The organism is Reyranella sp. (assembly GCF_030651995.1).
Lineage (GTDB): Bacteria > Pseudomonadota > Alphaproteobacteria > Reyranellales > Reyranellaceae > Reyranella.
Window position 1 is genome coordinate 64,944 of record NZ_JAUSBN010000056.1, and the last position, 23,846, is coordinate 88,789.

Below are 23,846 nucleotides of genomic sequence, written 5' to 3' on the forward strand. Positions count from 1 at the left end.
GGCTCTACAGGCATCCATGCCATCTCGCCATGCTATAAGCGGACCATGACGTCCCTGCCTGACCTGTCGGAAACGCAGATCCGCCGCTACGCGCGACATATCGTGCTGGCGGAGATCGGCGGCGTCGGTCAGTCGAAGCTGATCGCGGCGAAAGTTCTGGTCGTCGGCGCCGGTGGTCTCGGCGCACCCCTCCTGCAGTATCTGGCGGCAGCCGGAATCGGCACGCTGGGTGTGATCGACCATGACACGGTCGATCTTTCGAACCTGCAGCGCCAGGTGATTCACCGCACGTCCGACGTGGGTGTTTCCAAGGTCGAAAGCGCACGCCGTGCGCTGGAAGAGATCAACCCGGACGTGCGCGTGCAGACGCACGACGAACGCCTCACGGCGGCGAATGCCCGGCGTGTCATCGAGAGCTACGACCTGGTGGCCGACGGCAGCGACAACTTCGCCACGCGCTATCTGCTGAATGACGTCTGCTTCAAACTGAAGAAGACGCTGGTCTCGGCGGCGATCCTGCGCTTCGACGGCCAGATCTCGACCTACAAGGCGTGGCAGGGCGCGGGACATCCCTGCCTGCGCTGCCTCTTTCCCGAAGCGCCGTCGGAAGACGCCGTACCGAGCTGCGCCCAGGCCGGCGTGCTGGGAGCCCTGGCCGGTACCCTGGGCACGCTGCAGGCCACCGAGGTCGTGAAGGAGATCCTGGGAGTCGGCCGCTCGCTCTCGGGGTCGCTCCTGATGTACGACGCGCTCAACGCCTCCTTCGAGACGCTGGCGGTCACCAAGCGACCCGGGTGTCCGACCTGCGGCGAGTCGTCGAGGGCGAGCCCATGAGCGAAGGCGGCGTCTCCGTCATCCTGCGCTCCGACGATTACGAGAGCGCCCACTACGGGCTGGCCCTCGCGGCGGCCGCGCTGGCCGTCAACAAGCCGGCCGTCCTGTTCCTCACCATGGGCGGCATCCGCGCCCTGCAGGGCTCTCCGCCGGCACTGCGCGACTGGGAGCGCGACGCCCTCAACCGCGCACGCGGCGTCGGCGACTTCGAGACGCTGCTGCAGGCCTGCGTCGAGCTTGGCGCGCGGCTGATCGTGTGCGAAATGGGCCTGCGGTCGCTCGACATCGATCGCGCGAGCCTGCGGGCCGACGTGCCGTTTACGGTCGCCGGCATCGTGACCTTGCTGGAAGAAACCAAGCCGGGCATGCACCTGGTTTCATTGTGACCTTGTGGGAGACTTCATGACATCCGCCCCCTTCGACGTGCTGGGAATCGGCAACGCCATCGTCGACGTCATCTCGCGCTCCGACGAAGCTTTCCTCGGCAAGCACGGCCTGGTGAAGGGCAGCATGATGCTGATCGACGAGGAGCGCGCCGAGCAGCTCTATGCGGGCATGGGCCCCGGCATCGAGGTATCCGGCGGCTCCTGCGGCAACACGATGGCCGGCATCGCCTCGTTCGGCGGCAAGGGCGCCTATATCGGCAAGGTGCGCAACGACCAGCTCGGCGGCGTGTTCGGCCACGATCTCAAGGCAACCGGCGTGTCGTTCGAAACGCCGCCCGCGACCGACGGACCGGCGACCGCACGCTGCCTGATCCTCGTGACGCCCGACGCGCAGCGGACGATGAACACCTATCTGGGTGCCTGCACCGGCCTCGGCCCGGCAGACATCGACGCCAAACTCGTCGCCTCGGCCCAGGTCACCTATGTCGAAGGCTATCTGTGGGATGCGCCGGCCGCCAAGCAGGCGGTGCTCAAGGCCTTCGACGCCGCCCGCGCCGCAGGCCGCAAGGTCTCGATCACGCTGTCGGATTCCTTCTGCGTCCATCGTTATCGCGACGAGTTCCGCGACCTGATCCGCAACAAGGTCGACATCCTGTTCGGCAACGAGGCCGAGATCAAAGCGCTCTACGAGGTCGAGACCTTCGAGCAGGCGCTCGCCGAAGCGCGCAAGGAGGCCAAGATCGCCGCCCTCACCCGCAGCGAGAAGGGCTCGGTCGTGATCAAGGGCGAGGAGACCCACGAGGTCCCGGCGGCCCCGGTCTCGAAGGTCGTCGACACGACCGGTGCCGGCGATCTCTACGCCGCGGGCTTCCTGTTCGGCCTCACCCACGGCAAGCCGCTGGCCGAATGCGCGCGTCTGGGCGGCATCGCCGCCGCCGAGGTGATCTCCCATGTCGGCGCGCGGCCGGAACAGGCGCTGAAGGGCCTGGTTTGAGCGCTGACGCTCCGGCGAGGGGATGGCGGGAGTCGCTCGCGACCTACCGCCATCCGCGCGTCGTCCAGTTCCTGTTTCTCGGCTTCTCGGCCGGGCTGCCCTTCCTGCTTGTCTTCTCGACGCTGTCGGCGTGGCTGCGCGAGTACGGCATCAGCCGCACCGCGATCGGCTTCGTCAGCTGGATCGGCATCACCTACTCGTTCAAGTTCGTCTGGTCGCCGGTCGTCGATCGCGTCCCCCTGCCACTGCTGACACGGTGGCTGGGGCGACGCCGCTCCTGGATGCTGCTGGCCCAAAGCGGGATCGCGGGCGGCCTGCTCGCCATGGCGTTCTGCGACCCGCGCACCGACCTGTGGTGGATGGTCGTGTTCGCGCTGGTCGTCGCCTTCTCCTCGGCCACCCAGGACATCGCCCTCGATGCCTGCCGCATCGAAGCGACCGATGCGAGCCTGCAGGGCGCGACGGCCGCGACCTATCAGCTCGGTTACCGCATCGCCGTCCTGGCCGCCGGTGCGGGCGCCCTGTACGTGGCGCAGTTCGTTTCCTGGACGGCGGCCTATCAGACGATGGCGGCGCTCGGCCTCGTCGGCATCCTGACGACCCTCCTGATCTCGGAGCCGGAGCGTCTCACCACAGCAGGAACGACCGAGCTCGAAGGCAAGGTCGCCGCCTTCGCCGCGGGTCTCGGGGCCATGCCCGGCTGGGCTCGCAAGGCGCTGATCTTCGTCTACGGCGCCATCGTCTGCCCGTTCGTCGACTTCTTCGCGCGCTTCCGCTGGATGGCCGTCCTGCTGCTGCTGTTCATCGGCCTGTTCAGGCTGTCGGACATCGCCATGGGCGTCATGGCCAACCCGTTCTACATCGACATGGGATTCAGCAAGGACCAGATCGCCGACGTGTCGAAGATCTACGGCTTCGTCATGACGATCCTGGGCGCGCTGCTGGGCGGGGCGCTGGTGTTCCGCGTGGGCGCGGCGCGGCTGCTGATGCCGGCGGTGTTCCTGATCGCGGCGAGCAACCTCACCTTCTCCTGGCTGGCCTGGGTGGGCGAGCCCGACCTGAGAATCCTCACGGTCGCCATCAGCGTCGACAACCTGGTGGGCGGCATGTCCGGTTCGATCTTCATCGCCTTCCTGTCGGGACTGACCAACACGGCCTACACGGCGACGCAGTACGCGCTGTTCACCTCGATCATGACCCTGCCCGGCAAGCTGCTGGGCGGATCCTCGGGATGGGTCGTGGACAGGCTGCAGGATGAATTCACCGCCACCCACAAGTTCGGCGGTTACGCGATCTTCTTCGTCTACACCGCGCTGCTCGGCCTGCCCGCACTCGTGCTGGCGGCGATCGTGCGCCGTCACTTCGAAAAAGAAACCCCTCCTTCCTGACGGAAGGAGGGGTCAGTGGCTCGGCTGCGGTCGTCGTCTCCGAGCCGGGGAACCGGCCCGTTCCGGGGAGCGGGGCGTGGGGGCCTGCAGGGAACGGGCAAGCTCTCTCTAGGCGCCCGACGCTACAAAACCGTTACTGCGTGTGTGGAAAACCCGGCAGCACAACTGGCATACAACGACGTGACGGATCAGCCCGGCGTCGAATCCAGGGCGTAGCCGGCGGCGCGAACCGTGCGGATCACGTCGGCGTGGTTGTCGCCGTTCAGCGCGATGCGCAGGCGTCGGATATGGACGTCGACGGTGCGGGCCTCGACATAGACGTCCTTGCCCCACACCGAGTCGAGCAGCTGCTCGCGCGAGAAGACGCGGCCAGGATGTTCCATGAAGTGCCGCAGCAGGCGGAACTCGGTCGGACCGAGATGGAGCGGCTTGCCACCGCGTGTCACGCGATGCGCCACCAGGTCCATGACGATGTCGGCATAGGACAGCGCCTCGTCGGCCAGCGCCGGCCGGATGCGGCGCAGCACGGCGCGGATGCGCGCGATCAGCTCGGTGGGCGAGAAGGGCTTCGGCACGTAATCGTCGGCCCCGGCGTCGAGGCCGCGCACGCGGTCGCCCTCCTCCCCGCGCGCCGTCAGCATGATGATCGGCACGTTGGCGGTCGACGTCTGGCGGCGAAGCTGGCGACAGACCTCGATGCCCGACATAAGAGGCAGCATCCAGTCGAGCAGGATGAGGTCGGGCACGTCCTCCTGCACGGCGCGCAGCGCCTCCTCGCCGTCATAGGCGACGGCGACCCGGAAACCCGACTGTTCGAGATTGTAGCGCAGCAGTTCGACCAGCGCCGTCTCGTCCTCGACGACCAGCACATGAGGCTTCATCGAGGAGGTGTGCGCGTCGCGCCGCGCGGGACTGGTGGCGACCATCGTCACGGCGTCGGACCCACCGCAGCGCCGGTCGTGGCGTACATCGCGGCGCTGCCCTTCGGCCGGTCCTCCTCGAAGCCGTGGCCGGTCGCACGGAAACTCACCAGCTCGGCGATGTTGGTGACATGGTCGCCGGCGCGTTCGATGTTCTTGGCCATGAACATGAGATGCGTGCACCCGGTGATCGTGCGCGGATCCTCCATCATGTAGGTGAGCAGCTCGCGGAACAGGCCGGTGTAGACTTGGTCGATCTCCTCGTCGCGCTCCCACACGTCGCGGGCCTTGGCGACGTCGCCCTGGGCGAAGGCGTCGAGCACGTCCTTGAGCGCCGTGCGCACCAGCCGGCCCAGCCGATCGATGCCGGCGACGGCCGAAGTAGGCGCCGCGGTCTGGCTGAGCACGATGCTGCGCTTGGCGGTGTTCTTGGCATAGTCGGCGATGCGCTCGAGCGCCGCGGCGATCTTGATCGACGACAGGATGACGCGCAGGTCGACCGCCATCGGCTGGCGCAGGGCCAGCAGCCGCACGGTCTGCTCCTGCACCGCCTCGTCCAGCGCGTCGACGCGGGGGTCGTCGACGATCACCTTCTCGGCGATCTCCGTGTCGCGGTCGCGCAGCGCCCGCAGCGACTGGGCGAGCTGGCTTTCCGTCAGGCCGCCCATCTCGCTGATCGTAGCGCTCAGCCGCTCCAGCTCCTCGTCGAAGCGCTTCAGGGTATGTTCGGGCATCGTTTGTCCCTTCTTCTCGTTCTCGTCGCCGATCAGCCGAACCGGCCGGTGATGTAGGCCTGGGTCCGCTTGTCGGTCGGGGTGGTGAACACCGTCGCGGTCGCGCCGAACTCGACCAGCTCGCCCAGATACATGAAGGCGGTGAAGTCGGAGACGCGGGCCGCCTGCTGCATGTTGTGGGTGACGATGACGATCGTGTAGTCCTGCTTCAGCTCGTCGATCAGCTCCTCGATCTTGGCCGTCGAGATCGGATCGAGCGCCGAGCACGGCTCGTCGAACAGGATGACTTCGGGCTTCACCGCCACGGTGCGGGCGATGCAGAGGCGCTGCTGCTGGCCGCCCGACAGGCTGAGGCCGCTGGCGTTCAGCTTGTCCTTGACCTCTTCCCACAGCGCGCCGCGGCGCAGCGCCTGCTCGACCCGGCCGTCGAGTTCCGACTTGGGCAGGTTCTCGTAGAGACGGATGCCGAAGGCGATGTTCTCGTAGATCGTCATCGGGAACGGCGTCGGCTTCTGGAACACCATGCCGATGCGCGCGCGCAACAGATTGATGTCCTGGCCTTCGCGCAGGAGGTTGTCGCCGTCGAACATCACGTCGCCGGTCGCGCGCTGGCCGGGATAAAGGTCGTACATGCGGTTCAGGATGCGCAGCAGGGTCGACTTGCCGCAGCCCGAGGGTCCGATGAACGCCGTGGCCTTGTTGGCGTAGAGCGACATGGTGATGGACTTGAGTGCCCGGCTGTCGCCGTAGAAGAAATCGAGGTTCTTGAGCGTGATCTTGGGCGTCAGCTTCGAGACGTCGAGCTTGGCGTGGCTGGCGATCGGAACGGCGACGTTGGGCGTTTCCGTGGATTGCATGGACATCAGGATTTCCTCGCGGAGGTGAGCGAACGGGCCAGGATGCTGAGGCCCAGCACGGTGACGGTGATCAGGAGCGCGCCGGTCCAGGCGAGCTTCTGCCATTCGGCGTACGGCGACAGGGCGAACTGGAAGATGACCACCGGCAGGCTGGGCATCGGCGCACCCATGTCCAGGCTGAAGAACTGATTGTTCAGGGCGGTGAACAGGAGCGGCGCGGTCTCGCCACTGATGCGGGCGATGGCCAGCAGGATGCCGGTGACGATGCCCGCCTGCGCCGCGCGATAGGCGATGCGCACGATCATGTGGGCACGCGGCAGGCCGATCGAGGCGGCGGCCTCGCGCAGCGTGTCGGGTACCAGGGTCAGCATGTCCTCGGTCGTTCGGACCACGACGGGTATCACGATGACGGCCAGGGCGACGGCGCCGGCCCATCCCGAGAAGTGGCCCATCGGGGCGACCAGGATCTCGTAGACGAACAGGCCGATCACGATCGACGGCGCGCTGAGCAGGATGTCGTTGATGAATCGCACGACGCTCGAGAGCTTGTCGTGGCGGCCATACTCCGCGAGGTAGGTGCCGGCCAGAATGCCGATCGGCGTGCCGATTATCACCGCCAGTACGGTCATGATGATGCTGCCCATGATGGCGTTGAGCAGGCCGCCGGCAGCACCCGGCGGCGGCGTGTTCTCGGTGAATACCGCGAGCGAGAGACCGCCGACGCCCTTGTAGATCAGGACGCCGAGAATGAGGATCAGCCAGCCCAGGCCGAAGATCGTGGCCGCAAACGCCAGGCCCTTGGCGATGGCGTTGCGGCGGCGGCGGCCCGCGTAGAGCGGACTATCCAGGGCGGCCGTCTTGGATGCAGTAGTAGCCATGACGTTATCTCCCCCCCTGCTGCTGCAGGCGCATCAGCAGGTAGCGCGCGATCGCCAGCACACAGAAGGTGATGAAGAAGAGGATGAGGCCGAGCGCGACCAGCGAAGATGTGTAGAGGTCGCCCACCGCTTCGGTGAATTCGTTGGCGATCGAGGCCGAGATCGTCGTGCCGGGCGCGAACAGCGAGGCCGAGATGTGATGGGCGTTGCCGATCACGAAGGTGACGGCCATCGTCTCGCCCAGCGCGCGACCGAGTCCCAGCATGAAGCCGCCGATGACGCCGACCCGCGTGAACGGCAGGACGACGTAGCGGAACACTTCCCACGTCGTACAGCCGACGCCGTAGGCCGCTTCCTTGAGCACCGGCGGCACGGCGTCGAACACGTCGCGCGAGATCGAGGTGACGAAGGGCAGCACCATGATCGCGAGGATCAGGCCGGCGGTGAACATGCCGATGCCGTAGGGCGGGCCCGCGAACAGCGTCGACAGGATGGGCACATTGGCGAAGGTGTCGATGAACAGCGGCTGCACGTGCTCCTGCATGAACGGCGCAAAGACGAACAGGCCCCAGATGCCATAGATGATGCTGGGGATGCCGGCGAGCAGCTCGATGGCGATGCCGATGGGGCGGCGCAGCATCTTCGGGCAGAGTTCGGTGAGAAAGAAGGCGACCATCAGGCCGACCGGCACCGCGATCAGCATCGCGATGAAGGACGTGACCAGGGTGCCGAAGATCGGCGCCAGGGCGCCGAACCGCTCGGTCACCGGGTTCCAGGACTCGTCGAACAGGAAGCCGAAGCCGAACGTGCTGAGCGCGGGAGCCGCGCCATAGATGAGGGCGATGATGACGCCGCTCAGCAGGGCGAGCACGGCGAGCGAAGCCCCGCGTGTCAGGCCATGGAAGATGGAGTCCGTCAATCTCAGGCGTCGCAGCACGGCCGCCCGCGAGGCGGATACGGCCGCCGGCGCGCTTGCGCCCTTCAATGCAACTTCACTCACGTCCCGCTCCCCCGAAGCCATAAGCCCCCCAAGAAAGAGGGGCGGGTGTCACCACCCGCCCCGTCACCATTCTAGTTCGTCGGCGAGTACAGCGGCTTGCCGTCCGCGCCCTTGATCTCGGCCTGCCACATCTTCTTGATGTCGTTGACGACGTTCTGGGGCATCGGCACGTAGTCGAGCGAGTCCGCCATGGCGTCGCCCTTGGCGTAGGCCCAGGCGAAGAACTTCAACGCCTCGGCCGACTCCGCCGGCTTCTCCGGCTTCTTGTACATCAGGATCCAGGTCGCGGCCGCCATCGGCCAGGACTGGTCGCCCGGCTGGTTGGCCAGGATCACGCCGAAGCCCGGCTTGGACATCCAGTCGGCGTTCGCCGCGGCGGCCTGCACCGTATCCGAGCCCGGGGCGACCGCCTTGCCCGACTTGTTGATCATCTTGGTGAAGGTCATCTTGTTTTCTTTGGCGTAGGCGTACTCGACATAGCCGATCGAGCCCTTGGTCTGCGCCACGTTGCCGGCCACGCCTTCGTTGCCCTTGGCGCCGATGCCCACCGGCCATTGCAGCGCCGTGCTGACGCCGACCTTCGTCTTCCAGTCCGGGCTCACCTCGGCCAGATAGAAGGCGAAGTTATAGGTCGTGCCCGATCCGTCCGAGCGACGCACCACCACGATGGCCTGCTTCGGCAGCTTGAGGTTGGGGTTGAGCTTGGCGATCGCCGCATCGTCCCAGCTCTTGATCTGGCCGAGGTAGATGCTGGCCAGCGTCGGGCCGTCGAGCACAATCTCGCCGGGCTTGATGCCTTCGAGATTGACGATCGGGGTCACGGAACCCATCACCATCGGGAACTGCACGAGACCGGAATCATCGAGGTCCTTGCCCGTGAGCGGGGCGTCGGTGGCGCCGAAGGTCACGGTCTTGGCCTTGATCTGCTTGATGCCGCCGCCCGAGCCGATCGACTGGTAGTTGAGACTGTTGCCGGTCTCCTTCTTGTAAGCGTCGGCCCACTTGGCGTAGATCGGGTAGGGGAAGGTGGCGCCTGCACCGGAAATGTCGATGGCATAGGCAGCCGCCGGCGAAAACGCGAAAGCTGTCGCGAGGACGATCTTGGTCAGGTTCACGGGGTTTCTCCTTCGTTGAATGTCGAAGCGCCCGTCATCTAGGAGCCGTACGTCTCCCTCATATGACGGAAATATGACAATCCGGTTACAGGGTGGCCCACCGCGCAGGGTAACTGCCGGCCCGGCTTGAATATTTGATCCAAATCAAGGGGTTGGCCGCCAGGGCAGGAGCCCGGCGAGCGTCACACGAATTTAACGCTGCGCCCTCGGAACGGTAACGCAGCGCCCCGAAGGTGCGCCTCTTTCGAGAGCACCCCATGTCCTCCGACCTCATGATCGCGCGCCGTCAGCGCTGGCTTTCCGTGCTCGCAAAGGCCCCCGGCGCGCGGCTCACGTCCCTCTGGCAGGGGCTCGGGGCGCGACCCTCGTACACCGTCCTACGCCGCCCCGAGATCGGGCTCGTCATGGTGCAGGGTCGCATTTCGGGCACCGGCGCTCCCTTCTGCGCCGGCGAGATGACGGTGACGCGCGCCGCCGTGCGTCTCGACAGCGGCGAGATGGGCTTCGGCTACGTTCGCGGCCGCGATGCACGGCACGCCGAGATCGTCGCCGCGGTGGATGCGCTGGGCCAGCGCGCCGACTGGGTCGAGAAGCTCGAAGCCGCGATCGTGACGCCGCTCGCCCTCGAAGCCGAGGCGCGCCATCGCCTGATCGCCGCCCGCGCCGCCGCCACCCGGGTGGATTTCTTCACCGTCGCGCGTGAGGCCGGCGCATGAGCACGACGCTCCTCGCCCCTGGCTTCGCCGATCCGTCGCACGATGCGCAGCGCCTGTTCCGCGGCGTGCTGGACGCCTTCTCCCATCCCGGCCGCATCGTCGAATTGCCGGATGCGCCGGCCGGACCGGGCACGCTCAGCCCGGCAGCCTCGGCCTTCCTGCTCACCTTCGCCGATCGCGAGACGCCGCTCTGGCTCGAAGCCGGAGTCGACAGGCAGGAGGTCCGCGACTTCCTGCGCTTCCATGCCGGCACGCCGCTCGTCCAGGCCCGCGAGGCCGCGACCTTCGCCGTGATCATCGGCGGCGGCGGCGAGCCTTTCGCCGGCTTCGCCATCGGCACCGACACCTATCCCGACCGCGCCGCCACCCTGGTGATCGAGGTGCCGGCGCTCGACGGCGGTCCGATCACCACCTGGCGGGGACCCGGCGTCGACGGCGAGGTCCAGGTCGCGATCGACGGGCTGGGCGACGGCTTCTGGCCGGCCTGGACCGCCAACCATGCGCTCTTTCCCTGCGGCGTCGATCTCGTCTTCGCCTCCGGATCCCGACTCATCGCGCTGCCCCGCAGCGTCGCCGTGGAGGCCTGACCATGTACGTCGCAGTCAAGGGCGGCGAGACCGCCATCGCCCATTCGCTGGATCTGGTGGCCGACAAGCGCCGCGGCGATCGCGACGTCGCCGAGCTGTCACTCGACCAGATCGACCAGCAGCTCGGCCTCGCGGTCGACCGCGTCATGACGGAAGGCTCCTGCTACGACCGCAGCCTGGCGGCGCTGGCCATCAAGCAGGCGCGTGGCGATCTCATCGAGGCGATCTTCCTGCTGCGCGCCTATCGGACCACCCTGCCGCGCTTCGGCGCGTCGGAACCGCTCGACACCACCCGCATGGTGGCGGAGCGCCGCATCTCGTCGACCTTCAAGGACGTGCCGGGCGGCCAGGTGCTGGGACCGACCTACGACTACACCCACCGACTGCTCGACTTCTCGCTGGCCGCGTCCGGCGAGCGCCCCGAAGCACCGACCGCGCCGGCCGATGCCACCCACGCCCTGCCGCGCGTCGGCGACATCCTGCAGCGCGACGGGCTGCTCGAACCGCCGCCGTCCAACGATGACGGCGAAGCGCGCGACCTGACGCGTGACCCGCTGGTGCTGCCGGCCAGCCGGCCGCTGCGCCTGCAGAACCTGGCGCGCGGCGACGAGGGCTTCCTGCTGGCGCTCGGCTATTCGACACAGCGCGGTTACGGCAACAACCATCCTTTCGTCGGCGAGATCCGCTACGGCCACGTGCCGGTCTCGTTCGTGCCGGAGGAGCTGGGCTTCGCCATCGAGATCGGCGAGATCGAAGTGACCGAGTGCGACATGGTCAACCAGTTCGCCGGCTCGCACGACGTGCCGCCGCAGTTCACGCGCGGCTATGGCCTGGCCTTCGGCCATGCCGAGCGCAAGGCGATGGCCATGGCCCTGGTCGACCGTGCCCTGCGCGCCGACGAGCTGGGCGAAGCCGTGACCTCGCCCGCCCAGGACGAGGAATTCGTGCTGGCCCACAGCGACAATGTGGAAGGCTCGGGCTTCGTGCAGCACCTCAAGCTGCCGCACTACGTCGATTTCCAGTCCGAGCTGGTGGTGGTGCGGATGCTGCGCGCCGAGGTCGAGAAGCGCCGCGAGCAGGCCGCCCTCGCCCAAGCGGCGGAGTGAACCATGCCTGACGCGACGATCCAGGACACGCCCTCGCAGGACGCTGCCTACAACTACGGCTATCTCGACGAGCAGACCAAGCGGATGATCCGCCGCGCCATCCTGAAGGCGGTGGCGGTGCCAGGTTACCAGGTGCCGTTCGGCGGCCGCGAGATGCCGCTGCCCTATGGCTGGGGCACCGGCGGCATCCAGGTGACCGCCGCCATCATCGGTCGCGAAGACACGTTGAAGGTGATCGACCAGGGCGCCGACGACACGACCAACGCCGTCTCGATTCGCCGCTTCTTCGCGCGGGTGGCCCAGGTCGCCACCACGACGCATACGAAAGAAGCCACCATCATCCAGACACGGCACCGCGTGCCCGAGACGCCGCTGACGGACGGCCAGATCCTGGTCTTCCAGGTGCCGATCCCCGAGCCGCTGCGGATGCTGGAGCCGCGCGAGACCGAGACGCGGACGCTGCATGCCCTGTCGGAATACGGCGTCATGCAGGTGAGCCTCTACGAGAGCATCGCCCGCCACGGCCGCATCGCCAAGACCTACAACTATCCGGTGATGGTGAACGGGCGCTACATCATGAGCCCCTCGCCGATCCCGAAGTTCGACAATCCCAAGCTCGACCGCAGCCCCGCGCTGCAGCTCTACGGCGCGGGCCGCGAGAAGCGGATCTATGCGGTGCCGCCGCACACGCCGGTGAATAGCCTCGACTTCGACGACCATCCGTTCGAGGTCGAGACCTGGACCGAGAGCTGCGAGCTCTGCGGTTCGACGGAGAGCTTCCTCGACGAGATGATCGTCGACGACACCGGCAAGCGCCTGTTCGTCTGTTCCGACACGGACTATTGCGAGAGTCGGCGATGAGCACGCCGCTTCTCTCCGCACGCGACGTCAGTAAGCGCTTCGGCGGTCGCGTCGCCTGCCGCGACGTGAGCTTCGACCTGTGGCCCGGCGAGGTGCTGGGCATCGTGGGCGAATCGGGCTCTGGGAAGACCACCCTTCTCAACTGCCTGGCCGGCCGCCTCCTGCCCGATGGCGGCTCCGTCACCTACGAGACACGGTCAGCCGGCAGCGTCGACGTCCACCGTCTCTCGGAAGCCCGCCGCCGCCTGCTGGCGCGGACCGAATGGGGATTCGTGAACCAGGATGCCCGCGAGGGACTGCGCATGGGCGTCAGCGCCGGCGCCAATATCGGCGAGCGGCTGATGGCGGTGGGCGCGCGCCACTATGGCGAGATCCGCGGCCAGGCCGCGGACTGGATGGGTCGGGTCGAGATCGACGTCGAGCGTCTCGACGACCGGCCGACCACCTATTCCGGCGGCATGCGCCAGCGCCTTCAGATCGCCCGCAACCTGGTGAGCAATCCGCGACTGGTCTTCATGGACGAGCCGACCGGCGGCCTCGACGTCTCGGTGCAGGCCCGCATCCTCGACCTGCTGCGCGGCCTGGTCGAAGGGCTGCATCTGTCGGTCGTTCTGGTGACCCACGATCTCGGCGTCGCCCGGCTGCTGACGCATCGGTTGATGGTGATGCAGGGCGGCACGGTCGTGGAACAGGGACTCACCGACCAGGTGCTCGACGATCCGCAGCATCCCTACACCCAGATGCTCGTCGCCTCGATCCTGCCGGTGTGACGCGAACATGACCTCCTCCCAACCCGCCCTTCGCGTCTCCGGCCTCGCCAAATCGTTCACCGTCCACGCCCAGGGCGGCCTGTCGCTTCCCGTGTTGCGCGGCGTGGCGCTGGCGGTCTCGCCCGGCGAATGCCTGGCGCTGGTCGGCCCGTCGGGCGCCGGCAAGAGCACCCTGCTGCGCTCGCTCTACGGCAACTATCGCGCCGACAGCGGCTCGATCCGCGTGCGCCAGGACGATGTCTGGACCGAGCTGGTCGGCGCCGAGCCGCGCACAGTGCTCGACGTGCGTCACCGCACGATGGGCTTCGTCAGCCAGTTCCTGCGGGTGATCCCGCGGGTCTCGGCCGTCGATGTCGTGGCCGAGCCGCTCAGGCGGCGGGGCACCGATCCGGCCGAAGCGCGACAGCGCGCCGAATTCCTGCTGGCCATGCTGGGCATTCCCGCGCGGCTGTGGACGCTGCCGCCCGCGACCTTCTCCGGCGGTGAACAGCAGAGGGTCAACATCGCCCGCTCGCTGATCGTCGACTATCCGATCCTCCTGCTCGACGAACCGACGGCGTCGCTCGACGCCGCCAACCGTGACGGCGTGGTCGAGCTGATCTGCCAGCGGCGCGATGCCGGCGCCGCCATCGTCGGCATCTTCCACGATACCGAGGTGCGCGATGCGGTCGCGACCCGGGTGCACGAAGTCCTTCCCCCTGCCTTGCTGGCCGGAGTTTCCCCATGAGCCTCGAGACCATCCTGACCAACGCCCGCGTGGTCACCGCCGACGCGGAGTTCGACGGCACCGTCGTCGTGCGCGACAGACGCATCGTCGAGATCGCCACGGAACGCTCGCATGCCGCGGGCGCCGTCGACCTCGAAGGCGACTATCTCGTGCCCGGCCTGGTCGAGCTGCACACCGACAACATGGAAAAGCACTTCGCCCCGCGACCGGGCGTGAAATGGCCGAGCGTGTCGGCGGTGATGGCGCATGACACCCAGGTCAGCGCCGCCGGCATCACGACGGTGTTCGATTCGATGGCCCTGGGCGACGTCCACGACAAGTCGGACCGGGTGAGCAATCGCGAACGCATGATCGAGGCCGTGTGCCTTGCCACCGATCGCCGCATGACGCGGGCGGAGCACCGCATCCACCTGCGCTGCGAGATCACGGCCGACGATGCCGTCGAGGCCGTCGACAAGTGGATCGACCTGCCGCTGGTCGGCCTGGTGTCGATCAACGACCATACGCCCGGCCAGCGCCAGTTCCTCGATCCGAACAAGCTGAAGCAATACTACAAGGGCAAGTACGCGATGACCGATGCGCAGTTCGAGGAATTCTCGGCCCGCGTCACCGAGCTTCATCATCGCAATGCCGTGAAGCACCGCAGCGAGATCGTGAGCCGTGCCCAGGCCCGCGCCCTGCCGATCGCCAGCCACGACGATGCGACCCACGGCCACGTCCAGGAAGCCGTCGCCAACGGCATGACCATCGCCGAATTCCCGACCACCCGCGAGGCTGCCCAGGCCTCCTGTGATGCCGGCCTCGCTGTCCTGGTCGGCGCGCCGAACCTGGTGCTCGGCGGCTCCCACTCCGGCAACATTGCCGCCATCGACCTGCTGCGCACCGGCCATGTCGACATCCTGTCGTCGGACTATGTGCCGGCGAGTCTGATGGAGAGCGTGTTCAGACTGCCCTCCTCCGGCATCGGCATTTCCCTGCCGCAGGCAGTGCGGCTGGCGACGCTCAATCCGGCGCGCGCAGTGGGCCTCCACGACCGCGGCGAGATCGCGCCCGATCGCCGCGCCGACCTCGCGCGCGTTCGCACCGTCGACGGCGCCGCCATCGTGCGCGCCGTGTGGCGCGAAGGCGAACGCGTGGTGTGAGGCGGGAACCGGTCATGGAAGGCTCTCTCGTCTATGTCATGGGTCCTTCCGGCGCCGGCAAGGATTCGGTCCTGGGGCGCGCCCGGGCTCTGCTGCCGCCCGACGCGCCCGTGGTGTTCGCCCATCGCTACATCACGCGGCCGGCCGACACCGGGGGCGAGAACCATGTCGCGGTGACGCGCGCCGAGTTCGCCATGCGGCGCGCCCATGGCCTGTTCGCCTATCACTGGCACGCGCACGGCAATGACTATGCCGTCGGCCGGGAGATCCACGACTGGCGGGCGGCCGGCCTGACCGTCGTCGTGAGCGGCTCGCGCGACCATTTCCTGAGGACCGGCGGCCTCGATTCGCAGGCCCGTCCGGTCTTGATCACCGCGCCCGCCGAGCGCCTGAAGCAGCGCCTCGCCGGCCGCGGTCGCGAATCCACGATCGAGGCGGCGAAGCGCCTGGAGCGCGCCGAGGCCTACGAGGTCGACGACCCGCGGCTCGTGACGATCGTGAACGACGCCACGATCGATGACGCCGCCTCTTCCTTCGTCAGGCTGCTCTCCAGACTTGGGTGGCCAGACGCCGCCCTCCGCCGAGCCTGAACCGCGCCGCGACCGAAAAGGGCCGCCCGGGCGCCGGTTGACGGAAGACGCAGAGGTCGCGCACCGCCAGCGGCCGGTCGACGACGGCCATGAAGCGCGAGCGCAGCTCGTCGAGGATCGCGGCGCGTTCGCGCGGCTCCGTCACCCTCCCGGTGAGGGTCAGGTGGAAGCGTCCCTGCTCGAGAACGTAGGGATAGCCCCAGCGCAGCAGCAGATCCTCCTGCCTCTGGGTCAGGCCGGCCGCGCGCCGGCGCGCGAGCTCGGCCTCGTCGGCGGGACGACGAAACTCATCGAACTCCACGACGCAGCGATCCGAGAAATCCTGGAGCGCCGCGCAGCGCGCGGCCGGCACCAGCGCCAGGAAATCCTGCACCTCGGCCAGGGCCAGCGCCGGCACGTCGATCTGGCGCTCCGTCGCGGCGAAGGTGCCGACGGCTTCGATGAAGTCGCGCTCGGTCGCGCCCTCGGCGAGCACGATCGGCGGTTTCAGCGTGCCATGAAAGCCATAGAGCCGCGGCTCGGCGACGATCGCCGACAGACGCTCATGGGGAACGCCGCTCACCGGGACGAGTTCGCGGGCTTCGCCCGTCTCCGGATTCCGGCCGAGCCATCGGCTGGCGGCCACGGCCAGCGGCTCCTCCGCGCGCGGCGCGTAATAGAGCGCGTAGCGGGGAAGCGCCTGCGTCTCGTGCACGTGTTCGCTCAAGCGGTTGCTCCGGCACGACGACCGATCATGGCGAGACGGAGCCTGCTCGAGACCCAGTCGATGACGGAGACGGTAACCAGGATCATCAGGATGATGAAAGCCACCCTCTGCCATTCCGCCTGGGCGATCTCGTTGGCAAGGTAGAGACCGATGCCACCCGCGCCCACGATTCCGATGATGGTGGCAGAGCGCGTGTTGCTTTCGAAGTAGTAGAGGACCTGGCTCATGAGCACGGGCATCACCTGCGGCAGAATGCCGAAGCGGAAGCTGTGCACTTCCGATCCACCGGCGGACAGCACGCCGTCGACCGGCTTGCGATCCGACGCCTCGATCGCTTCCGAGAACAGCTTGCCGAACGAGCCGAAGTCCGAAGTCATGATGGCCAGGATGCCCGCGAAGGGTCCGAGGCCGACAACGTTGATCCAGATGAGAGCCCAGATCAGCGTATCGACACCGCGGATCGTGTCGAGGAACCGTCGGCTCGCGAAATGAAGGATACGATTGGCAACGACGTTCTTCGCGGCGAGCATGCTCATGGGAAGGGCGAGAATCGCCGCGCCCAGCGTGCCGAGAAAGGCAATGGCCAGGGTTTCGGCGAGCGCCGAGGCGTAGTGCCAGAGCTGGCTGCCGGGATCGGGCGGCATCATCAGCACGACGACGATTCCCAGCTTGTCCAGCCCGTCGACGAACTTCGCCGGCGAGAAGCCGAAGCGCCACAGCGTGTAGATCGCGAGAGCGGCTCCGCCGACGACGATCGCCAGCGAAAGGCACCGCTCGACGACCGGTGCCCGGAACGCCTGCGGATAACGTCGCCTCATTTCGGACCTGTCGGCCTCTCCGAGGCCACGAATCTTTCCTGCAGGCTTGCTCACCGGGCGTCTCCTACGATCCCGAGCAGCCGATGACGCAGCATCTCGGTCAACCAGTCGATGAGGAAGACCGTGCCGATGATGATGACGAGGATCGCGCTCACATCGGCGTAGTAGAATTGACGGATGGACGAGATCAGTTCCTTGCCGATCCCTCCGGCGCCGACGAACCCGAGCACGGTCGCGCCGCGCACGTTGATCTCGAACCGCAGCAGAGAATAGCTGACAAAGTTCGACAGCACCTGCGGCACCACGCCGAAGCGGATGGCTTCGACATAGTTCGCGCCGCTCGCCGTCAGGCCTTCGACCGGGTGCATGTCGACATTCTCGACGACTTCCGAGAACTGCTTGCCCAGCGCACCGGCGGTGTGGATCGCGATGGCGAGAACCCCCGGCATCGGACCGAAGCCGAAGGCGTACACGAACATCAGGGCGAAGACGATCTCAGGGAAAGTCCGACAGAACTCGAGCGAACGCCGGGCGATGAACCGCACCGGAGTCGACTTTGTCAGGTTTGCGGAAGCAAGGAAGCAGAGGACGAATCCCGCCAGCGCCCCGGCCAGCGTGCCGACATAGGCAACCAGCAGCGTGTCCCACAGGAGGGCAAGCCATCCATCGAAGTTCCAGAACCACTCGACCATGTCGGCGGCGAACGTCTCGAACCGCAGCCGCGGCACGATGTCGTGGAAGTAGCTGGCGAACCGCGGCAGCCCTGCCCAGAATTTCACCAGGTCGACCTGGCCTGCCCACGCCGACAGGAATGTGAATACCGCCAGCAGCACGAGACCGCCGATGGTCCAGCGTCGCTTGACCGCCATCGCGGCACGATAGGCATCGGCCAGCGGCGCCAGCTGCGCCGACGGCAAGATCGCCAGGGTTTTCGCCATCTGATTCGTCACATCTCGGTCGACGAACGATCAGCCCTTCTTGCGGCGCAGTTCCTCAAGGTACTTGTTGAGTTCGATGAACTCCAGATAGTCCTTGTGACCGACCGGAACGAAGGCGAGGTCCTTGCCGTCCGACAGCTTGTCGAACGCAGCCTTGTCCTTCTTGTGGGCGTTGTAGAAGGCGTCGGCGATTGCCTTCTTGAGGTCGTCGGGCATGTCGTTGAGATAGGCGAAGGGGGATCCGGCAAGCAGTGGCGACTTCCACACGATGCGGAAGTCCTCGTACTTCATCGGCGAACCGTCGGCCTTCTTGAGCATGCCCTTGTTGATCATGCGCGTAAGGTTTGAGTCGGTATCGGAATTCCACCAGTTGGTGGCCCCATCGACCGTGCCCTGGGTCATGGCGAGCACCGCGTTCTCATGGCTGCCGGTCACCTGCGCCACCGAGAAGAACTTGTCGGGCGCCTTGCCTTCTCGGTTCATGAAGAAGACCGGCGCCTTGTAGCCTGATGTCGATTCGACATCGACCAGCCCGAGCTTCTTGCCCTTGAGGTCGTCGAGGTTCTTGTAGGGACTGTCAGCCTTCACATAGACGACCGAATAGTAGCCGATCGAGCCGTCCTGGTTCTGCGTGGTTCCGAAAGCCACCGTGTTGCCGCCCGAGACGGCATAGGCCCGGGCATAGGAGCCGGGACCGTAGAAGCCGATGTGGATCTGGCGGTTCTTCTGCCCCTCGATCACCGCCGTGTAGTCGTTGGCAACGCGCAGAGTGACCTTCGTGCCGAGTTCCTTCTCGAGATATTTGACGAACGGTCCAAACCGGTCGACGACGCCGCCCGCATTCTCGGCGGGAACGATCGCCATGACGATCTCGGGATACTTGGCTTTCCAGTCCTGCGCATTCGCAGCGAAGGGGACGGCAAGAAGCACACCCGCCGCAGAGGCGAGAACTGAACGACGCTTGATCATGATGTCACTCCGTCTGGAAAGCGTGATTTGGCGCGGTGTCGCAGCTTCAGGCGACCGCGAGCGAGGGTTGATAGGGGGCGGCCGGAGCGGGCAACGCCGTGCCCGCCGTATCCATGATCTCTCCGGCATCCAGCCCGTACAGTCCGCGGGCGACCTCGTCGGTGAGGGCCTGCGGCACGTCGTCGAAAACCACACGCCCCTGAGCCATGCCGATCAGCCGATCGCAGTAGGCCCGCGCGGTGTCGAGGGAGTGCAGGTTGCAGATCACCGTGATTCCAAACTGCTTGTTGATGCGCTGCAGCGCATCCATGACCATCCTGGTGTTGCGCGGATCGAGAGAGGCGATGGGCTCGTCTGCCAGGATCATGTCGGGCTCCTGCACCAGCGCCCGCGCGATCGCGACGCGCTGCTGCTGGCCGCCCGACAATGTGTCGGCTCGCTGAGCCGCCAGACCCGCCATGTCGAACTGATCGAGACTGGAGAGCGCAATCGCGCGGTCGTGCTCGCTCCAAAGATTGAGGAGGGCCGGCAAGGTGCCGACATAGCTGAGGCGGCCCATCATGACGTTGGTCAGCACGTCGAGGCGGCCGGCGAGGTTGAACTGCTGGAAGATCATGGCGCAACGGGCGCGCCAGGCCCGCAGCGGCCGTCCCCGCAGCGCGGTGACGTCGGTGTCGCCGAACAGAATACGGCCCGTGGTCGGATCGCCCAGGCGATTGATCATGCGCAGGAGGGTCGACTTGCCGGCGCCGGAACGGCCGATCACGCCGACCATCTGGCCCGTCGGCACGACGAGCGAGACGCTGTCGACGGCCTTGTTGCCCCCGAAGCTCTTGGTAACGCCTTCCAGTCGTAGCATCCCGCCTCCGATTCCCACGGGAGGCTCGGTACCGGCTGCAGGCTTCTTCCGTGCGACGTTTGGGTTACAGGCCGAAGACAGCGGTGGAGAAGAACGTCACATCCCGCGAACCCGTGTTCGTGCCGCGCGTCTCCAGGGACGGATCATCGCCCAGGTACCCGGTGATTCTGCCGGTCGTCGCCTATTTGTGGCCGAGCATCCGCAGGGCCTGCAGCATCGTCGGCGTCGGCATGCCGAGGGCGAGGCTTTCGGGAGGCGCCGCCGCCGCCATGGCCCGGTAGGCCATGGCCAGCGCCACGCCGTCCGCGGGCGACGGCCACGATTTCACGACCGCGAGACCCGCCCGGATCATCTGGGCTGTCACCACGATTTCGCTCGGTTCGCTGGCTTTGGACGTCATGGGCCTGCACTCGCACTCGGTGCCCGGGACTATGCGGCAGAATCCTTACAGCGCGCTTTCGCCACGACCGACGCGCTCCTCAGGCCACGTCCAAAGCCGGCAGGGTCACGGTGAAGGTCGAGCCCTTGCCCGGCACACTCTGAATGTCGAGCCGGCCACGGTGGCGGTTGACCACATGCTTTACGATGGCGAGACCGAGGCCGGTGCCGCCGAGCTGGCGCGAGCGCGCGGTGTCGACCCGGTAGAAGCGCTCGGTGAGCCGCGGCAGGTGTGCGGCGGGAATGCCGTCGCCCTCGTCCCTCACCGCGACTGCAACGCGGTCCTTGCCCGACGGACGCACCTCGACGCGGACCGACGTGGCCGGGCGCGCATACTTGACCGCATTGTCGATCAGGTTCTGGAAAACGATGATCAGCTCGTCGTGGTCGCCGATGGCACGCGGCAGATCGGGCGGCAGGTCGAGTTCGATCCTCACCTTGCGCGAGGAGGCCTTGAGCTGCAGCAGGTCGAGCACCGACCGCAGCACCTTGTCGAGATCGACGGCGGCGGCGGGCCTCGCGTGCTCGTGCTGCTCGATTCGCGACAGCATCAGCAGGTCGTCGACCAGGCGGCGCATGCGGTCGGCCTGCTCGGCCATGATACCCAGGAAGCGCTCGCGCGCCGCAGAATCCTCCCGCGCCGGGCCGCGCAGCGTCTCGATGAATCCCGCCAGGCCCGCGATCGGCGTCTTCAGCTCGTGGCTGGCATTGGCCACGAAGTCGGCGCGCATGCGCTCGGCACGACGCAGCGCCGTCGTATCGTGCAGCACGATCAGCGCCAGCGAGCCGTCGGCGGCGGCCCGCGGCAGGCGTCGCAGATGGGCCACCATGTCGAGCTCCGGCGGCCCGGCCAGCACCAGTTCGACCACGCTCTGGTCGGGCCGTGCGAAGTTGCCGTCGGGACCGGTCTCGAGCAGCGCATCGATGGCCGTGAGGAGTTGCGGGTGGCGCAGCACCGTCGAGACGTCGCGCTCGGAACCGCCGGGACTGCCCAGCAGCAGGGCGGCGGCGAGGTTGGTGCGCACGATGCGGCGCTGCCGGTCGAGGCACACGAGGGGATCGGGAAGACCGTCGACGATCGCCTGGGCAGAGGCGGCCAGATTGTCGATCGAGGCCCGCTGGCGCCGCCAGCCGATCGAGAGAGTCGCGGCCGCGCTCGCCAGTTCCTCGGTCGCGGGCGCGAAGGAGAGCCGCGGCATCAACGGCTCGCGTTCGTCGGAAAGCTCGCCGACGAAACGGGCGAAGCTCGCCAGCGAGCTGAGATAGCGCTGGATCAGGAGGGTCGTGACGGCGGCGATGCCCGCCATCGCGATCAGCGTCGTCCGGCCCGACAGTTCGCCGAGGCCGAAGAGAATGGCGAGCGCCCCCCAGGACGGCGCCAACGCCACGGCGTTGGCGACGAGCGTGCGACGAAGGGGGATCGCGTTGTCGGCCATGCGCCGACTATAGCGGCTCAGCTCATCCGTGGCGCAAAGAAGCGTATGCTCACGATGCCGAACACGAAGCCGGCGATGTGTGCGACCCAGGCGACCGATTCGCCGCCGGCGCCCGGCGTGCCGCCGAAGATGCCGAAGAAGATGTTGAGGCCGATCCAGATGCCGGCCACCGGCAGCAGAGAGGTCAGGCTGCCGACATAGCGCATCAGCATCAGCACGGCGCCGAAGACACCGCTGATGGCGCCCGACGCGCCGACCACCGGATCGGGCGAATCGGGATAGACGAGGATGTGCACGAAGCCCGCGACGACGCCGCACAGGAGATAGAAGAGCACGAAGCGGCGCACGCCCAGCAGCCGCTCGACCGGCGCGCCGAACGCCGCCAGGGTCAGCATGTTGATGCCCAGATGCATCCAGCCGCCGTGCAGGAACTGGTAGGTGACCGGCGCCACGAGCAGGGAGAAGAGATCCTGGCCGCTGTCGGTCGTATAGGCGGCCGGCACCAGGCCGAACTGCAGGATGATCTCCAGGTCGGCCTGCTCGCCGAGCATCTGGCGCAGCAGATGGACGGCGACGTTGATGCCGATCAGCCACAGCACGGCGGGCGGCAGGTTGATCGCCCGCTCGCCCGTTCCGCGCCCTCCGGGGAGGCGGCGCTCGTCGTCGTCGAATGGCATGCGCCGTTCCCGTCAGGTCAGGTGAGGCAGGTCGGGTGGCTCCGCTCTTCGGGCCGCTATCTCTTGGGACCGCCCTGGCCCAGGGCGCGCAGGCGCAGCCTGAGCGCATTCAGCTTGATGAAGCCCTCGGCATCGCGCTGGTTGTAGGCCCCCTGGTCGTCCTCGAAGGTCACGTGCTGCATCGAGTAGAGCGACACGGGCGACTTGCGGCCGACGACGGTCGTGTTGCCCTTGTAGAGCTTGAGCCGCACCGTGCCGGTGACGTTCTCCTGGCTCTTGTCGATCAGCGCCTGCAGCATCTCGCGCTCCGGCGAGTACCAGAAGCCGTAGTAGATCAGCTCGGCATATTTCGGCATCACCTCGTCCTTGAGGTGGCCGGCGCCGCGGTCGAGCGTGATCGATTCGATGCCGCGATGGGCGGCGTAGAGGATCGTGCCGCCCGGCGTCTCGTAGATGCCGCGGCTCTTCATGCCGACGAAGCGGTTCTCGACCAGATCGAGACGGCCGATGCCGTTGGCCTTGCCCAGCTCGTTGAGCCTGGTGAGCAGGGTCGCGGGCGACATCGCGACGCCGTCGATGGCGACGGCGTCGCCCTTCTCGAATTCGATCTCGATGTAGGTCGCCTTGTCGGGCGCGGCCTCGGGCGAGATCGTGCGCTGGTAGACCATCTCGTCGGCCTCTTCCCACGGATCCTCGAGGATCTTGCCCTCGCTGGAGGAGTGCAGGAGGTTGGCGTCGACCGAGAACGGCGCCTCGCCGCGCTTGTCCTTGGCGATCGGAATCTGGTGCTCCTCGGCGAACTCGAGCAGCTTGGTGCGCGAGGTCAGTTCCCATTCGCGCCACGGCGCGATCACCTTGATGTCCGGCTTCAGCGCGTAATAGGAGAGCTCGAAGCGGACCTGGTCGTTGCCCTTGCCGGTGGCGCCATGGCAGACGGCGTCGGCGCCGGTCTTCAGCGCGAGGTCGATCTGATGCTTGGAGATCAGGGGCCGCGCGATCGAGGTGCCGAGCAGGTACTGGCCTTCGTACAGCGCGTTGGCGCGGAACATCGGGAAGACGAAATCCTTCACGAACTCTTCGCGCACGTCCTCGATGTAGATGTTCTCGGGCTTGATGCCCAACAGCTCGGCCTTCTTGCGGGCCGGCGACAGTTCCTCGCCCTGGCCGAGATCGGCGGTGAAGGTCACCACCTCGCAGCCATAGGCCGTCTGCAGCCACTTCAGGATGACCGAGGTGTCGAGGCCGCCCGAATAGGCCAGGACGACCTTCTTGATGTCGCCCTTCTTGTAGGGCCCGGTATAAGAAACGCTCATGCTGGCCGCTTTCGTGTCAATTCTGTAAAGGCGCGCGGAATATAGCGGTCGACCCCACCGGGGCAAGGGCGCCGCAAAGACGCTATA

General features: G+C 67.0%; 27 protein-coding genes. 12 read left to right on the plus strand and 15 right to left on the minus strand.

Annotated features, from left to right (window positions below; all coding sequences use genetic code 11):
- The first annotated feature begins 45 nt into the window (after positions 1–45).
- From Q7V45_RS17880 to Q7V45_RS17895, 4 genes are read left to right on the plus strand one after another with little or no spacing between them, the layout of a single operon-like run.
- A complete protein-coding gene (locus tag Q7V45_RS17880; protein ID WP_304854460.1) occupies positions 46–834 on the plus strand; it encodes a molybdopterin-synthase adenylyltransferase MoeB in 789 nt (262 codons plus the stop codon).
- Positions 831–1,220, plus strand: coding sequence for a DsrE family protein (locus Q7V45_RS17885; protein WP_304854462.1), 390 nt, complete (start codon positions 831–833; stop codon positions 1,218–1,220). Before Q7V45_RS17880 ends, Q7V45_RS17885 begins: the two co-directional genes overlap by 4 nt.
- A gap of 16 nt (positions 1,221–1,236) precedes the next feature.
- Positions 1,237–2,214, plus strand: a complete 978-nt coding sequence (locus Q7V45_RS17890; RefSeq protein ID WP_304854464.1) for an adenosine kinase — start codon at positions 1,237–1,239, stop codon at positions 2,212–2,214.
- Positions 2,211–3,602 (plus strand): MFS transporter, encoded by a 1,392-nt coding sequence (locus tag Q7V45_RS17895; protein ID WP_304854466.1) that lies wholly within the window; start codon positions 2,211–2,213, stop codon positions 3,600–3,602. Before Q7V45_RS17890 ends, Q7V45_RS17895 begins: the two co-directional genes overlap by 4 nt.
- A 188-nt stretch (positions 3,603–3,790) precedes the next feature.
- Here Q7V45_RS17895 and phoB read toward each other — a convergent pair whose 3' ends face one another.
- From phoB to pstS, 6 genes are read right to left on the minus strand one after another with little or no spacing between them, the layout of a single operon-like run.
- On the minus strand, positions 3,791–4,483 hold the full coding sequence (gene phoB, locus Q7V45_RS17900; RefSeq protein WP_304854543.1) for a phosphate regulon transcriptional regulator PhoB: 693 nt from the start codon (positions 4,481–4,483) through the stop codon (positions 3,791–3,793).
- Positions 4,484–4,530: 47 nt separating this feature from the next.
- Positions 4,531–5,256 (minus strand): phosphate signaling complex protein PhoU, encoded by a 726-nt coding sequence (phoU, locus tag Q7V45_RS17905; RefSeq protein WP_304854468.1) that lies wholly within the window; start codon positions 5,254–5,256, stop codon positions 4,531–4,533.
- A 32-nt stretch (positions 5,257–5,288) separates the two neighbouring features.
- Positions 5,289–6,113 carry a phosphate ABC transporter ATP-binding protein PstB gene (gene pstB, locus Q7V45_RS17910; RefSeq protein ID WP_304854544.1) on the minus strand — a complete coding sequence of 275 codons (825 nt, stop codon included), beginning with the start codon at positions 6,111–6,113 and terminating at the stop codon, positions 5,289–5,291.
- Positions 6,114–6,118: 5 nt separating this feature from the next.
- A complete protein-coding gene (gene pstA, locus Q7V45_RS17915) occupies positions 6,119–6,991 on the minus strand; it encodes a phosphate ABC transporter permease PstA (protein WP_304854470.1) in 873 nt (290 codons plus the stop codon).
- Between the two features lie 4 nt (positions 6,992–6,995).
- Positions 6,996–8,012 (minus strand): phosphate ABC transporter permease subunit PstC, encoded by a 1,017-nt coding sequence (gene pstC, locus Q7V45_RS17920; protein ID WP_304854472.1) that lies wholly within the window; start codon positions 8,010–8,012, stop codon positions 6,996–6,998.
- 50 nt (positions 8,013–8,062) lie between these two features.
- Positions 8,063–9,106 carry a phosphate ABC transporter substrate-binding protein PstS gene (pstS, locus tag Q7V45_RS17925; RefSeq protein WP_304854475.1) on the minus strand — a complete coding sequence of 348 codons (1,044 nt, stop codon included), beginning with the start codon at positions 9,104–9,106 and terminating at the stop codon, positions 8,063–8,065.
- A 257-nt stretch (positions 9,107–9,363) separates the two neighbouring features.
- On the opposite strand from pstS, the gene phnG reads away from it, so the two are divergent.
- From phnG to phnN, 8 genes are read left to right on the plus strand one after another with little or no spacing between them, the layout of a single operon-like run.
- Positions 9,364–9,822, plus strand: coding sequence for a phosphonate C-P lyase system protein PhnG (phnG, locus tag Q7V45_RS17930; protein ID WP_304854477.1), 459 nt, complete (start codon positions 9,364–9,366; stop codon positions 9,820–9,822).
- Positions 9,819–10,409 (plus strand): phosphonate C-P lyase system protein PhnH, encoded by a 591-nt coding sequence (gene phnH / locus Q7V45_RS17935; RefSeq protein WP_304854479.1) that lies wholly within the window; start codon positions 9,819–9,821, stop codon positions 10,407–10,409. Before phnG ends, phnH begins: the two co-directional genes overlap by 4 nt.
- A gap of 2 nt (positions 10,410–10,411) precedes the next feature.
- On the plus strand, positions 10,412–11,515 hold the full coding sequence (locus Q7V45_RS17940; RefSeq protein WP_304854481.1) for a carbon-phosphorus lyase complex subunit PhnI: 1,104 nt from the start codon (positions 10,412–10,414) through the stop codon (positions 11,513–11,515).
- Between the two features lie 3 nt (positions 11,516–11,518).
- Entirely contained in the window at positions 11,519–12,376 is an 858-nt protein-coding gene (locus Q7V45_RS17945; RefSeq protein ID WP_304854484.1) for an alpha-D-ribose 1-methylphosphonate 5-phosphate C-P-lyase PhnJ, read from the plus strand.
- Positions 12,373–13,146, plus strand: coding sequence for a phosphonate C-P lyase system protein PhnK (gene phnK / locus Q7V45_RS17950; protein WP_304854486.1), 774 nt, complete (start codon positions 12,373–12,375; stop codon positions 13,144–13,146). The genes Q7V45_RS17945 and phnK overlap by 4 nt, the downstream gene beginning before the upstream one ends.
- A 7-nt stretch (positions 13,147–13,153) precedes the next feature.
- On the plus strand, positions 13,154–13,873 hold the full coding sequence (gene phnL, locus Q7V45_RS17955; RefSeq protein WP_304854489.1) for a phosphonate C-P lyase system protein PhnL: 720 nt from the start codon (positions 13,154–13,156) through the stop codon (positions 13,871–13,873).
- On the plus strand, positions 13,870–15,015 hold the full coding sequence (locus tag Q7V45_RS17960) for an alpha-D-ribose 1-methylphosphonate 5-triphosphate diphosphatase (protein WP_304854491.1): 1,146 nt from the start codon (positions 13,870–13,872) through the stop codon (positions 15,013–15,015). Before phnL ends, Q7V45_RS17960 begins: the two co-directional genes overlap by 4 nt.
- Positions 15,016–15,029: 14 nt before the next feature.
- On the plus strand, positions 15,030–15,605 hold the full coding sequence (gene phnN, locus Q7V45_RS17965) for a phosphonate metabolism protein/1,5-bisphosphokinase (PRPP-forming) PhnN (protein WP_304854492.1): 576 nt from the start codon (positions 15,030–15,032) through the stop codon (positions 15,603–15,605).
- On the opposite strand, the gene Q7V45_RS17970 is transcribed toward phnN, so the two are convergent.
- The 9 genes from Q7V45_RS17970 to Q7V45_RS18010 all read right to left on the minus strand — a co-directional run bounded on the left by Q7V45_RS17970 (position 15,553) and on the right by Q7V45_RS18010 (position 23,759).
- Positions 15,553–16,311 (minus strand): DUF1045 domain-containing protein, encoded by a 759-nt coding sequence (locus Q7V45_RS17970; protein WP_304854494.1) that lies wholly within the window; start codon positions 16,309–16,311, stop codon positions 15,553–15,555. The genes phnN and Q7V45_RS17970 overlap by 53 nt on opposite strands.
- Positions 16,308–17,129, minus strand: coding sequence for a phosphonate ABC transporter, permease protein PhnE (gene phnE, locus Q7V45_RS17975; RefSeq protein WP_304854495.1), 822 nt, complete (start codon positions 17,127–17,129; stop codon positions 16,308–16,310). Before phnE (Q7V45_RS17975) ends, Q7V45_RS17970 begins: the two co-directional genes overlap by 4 nt.
- 50 nt (positions 17,130–17,179) lie before the next feature.
- Positions 17,180–18,067, minus strand: coding sequence for a phosphonate ABC transporter, permease protein PhnE (phnE, locus tag Q7V45_RS17980; RefSeq protein ID WP_304854497.1), 888 nt, complete (start codon positions 18,065–18,067; stop codon positions 17,180–17,182).
- Between the two features lie 30 nt (positions 18,068–18,097).
- Positions 18,098–19,036, minus strand: coding sequence for a phosphonate ABC transporter substrate-binding protein (gene phnD, locus Q7V45_RS17985; RefSeq protein ID WP_304854499.1), 939 nt, complete (start codon positions 19,034–19,036; stop codon positions 18,098–18,100).
- A 46-nt stretch (positions 19,037–19,082) separates the two neighbouring features.
- The gene (gene phnC / locus Q7V45_RS17990; protein ID WP_304854501.1) at positions 19,083–19,895 is read right to left on the minus strand and encodes a phosphonate ABC transporter ATP-binding protein; all 813 of its coding nucleotides are present in this window, start codon (positions 19,893–19,895) and stop codon (positions 19,083–19,085) included.
- Positions 19,896–20,076: 181 nt separating this feature from the next.
- A complete protein-coding gene (locus Q7V45_RS17995) occupies positions 20,077–20,295 on the minus strand; it encodes a hypothetical protein (protein WP_304854502.1) in 219 nt (72 codons plus the stop codon).
- Positions 20,296–20,374: 79 nt separating this feature from the next.
- Positions 20,375–21,769, minus strand: coding sequence for an ATP-binding protein (locus Q7V45_RS18000; protein ID WP_304854503.1), 1,395 nt, complete (start codon positions 21,767–21,769; stop codon positions 20,375–20,377).
- A 17-nt stretch (positions 21,770–21,786) separates the two neighbouring features.
- Positions 21,787–22,446, minus strand: coding sequence for a rhomboid family intramembrane serine protease (locus Q7V45_RS18005; protein WP_304854505.1), 660 nt, complete (start codon positions 22,444–22,446; stop codon positions 21,787–21,789).
- Positions 22,447–22,502: 56 nt separating this feature from the next.
- A complete protein-coding gene (locus tag Q7V45_RS18010) occupies positions 22,503–23,759 on the minus strand; it encodes an argininosuccinate synthase (RefSeq protein WP_304854506.1) in 1,257 nt (418 codons plus the stop codon).
- Positions 23,760–23,846 lie beyond the last annotated feature (87 nt).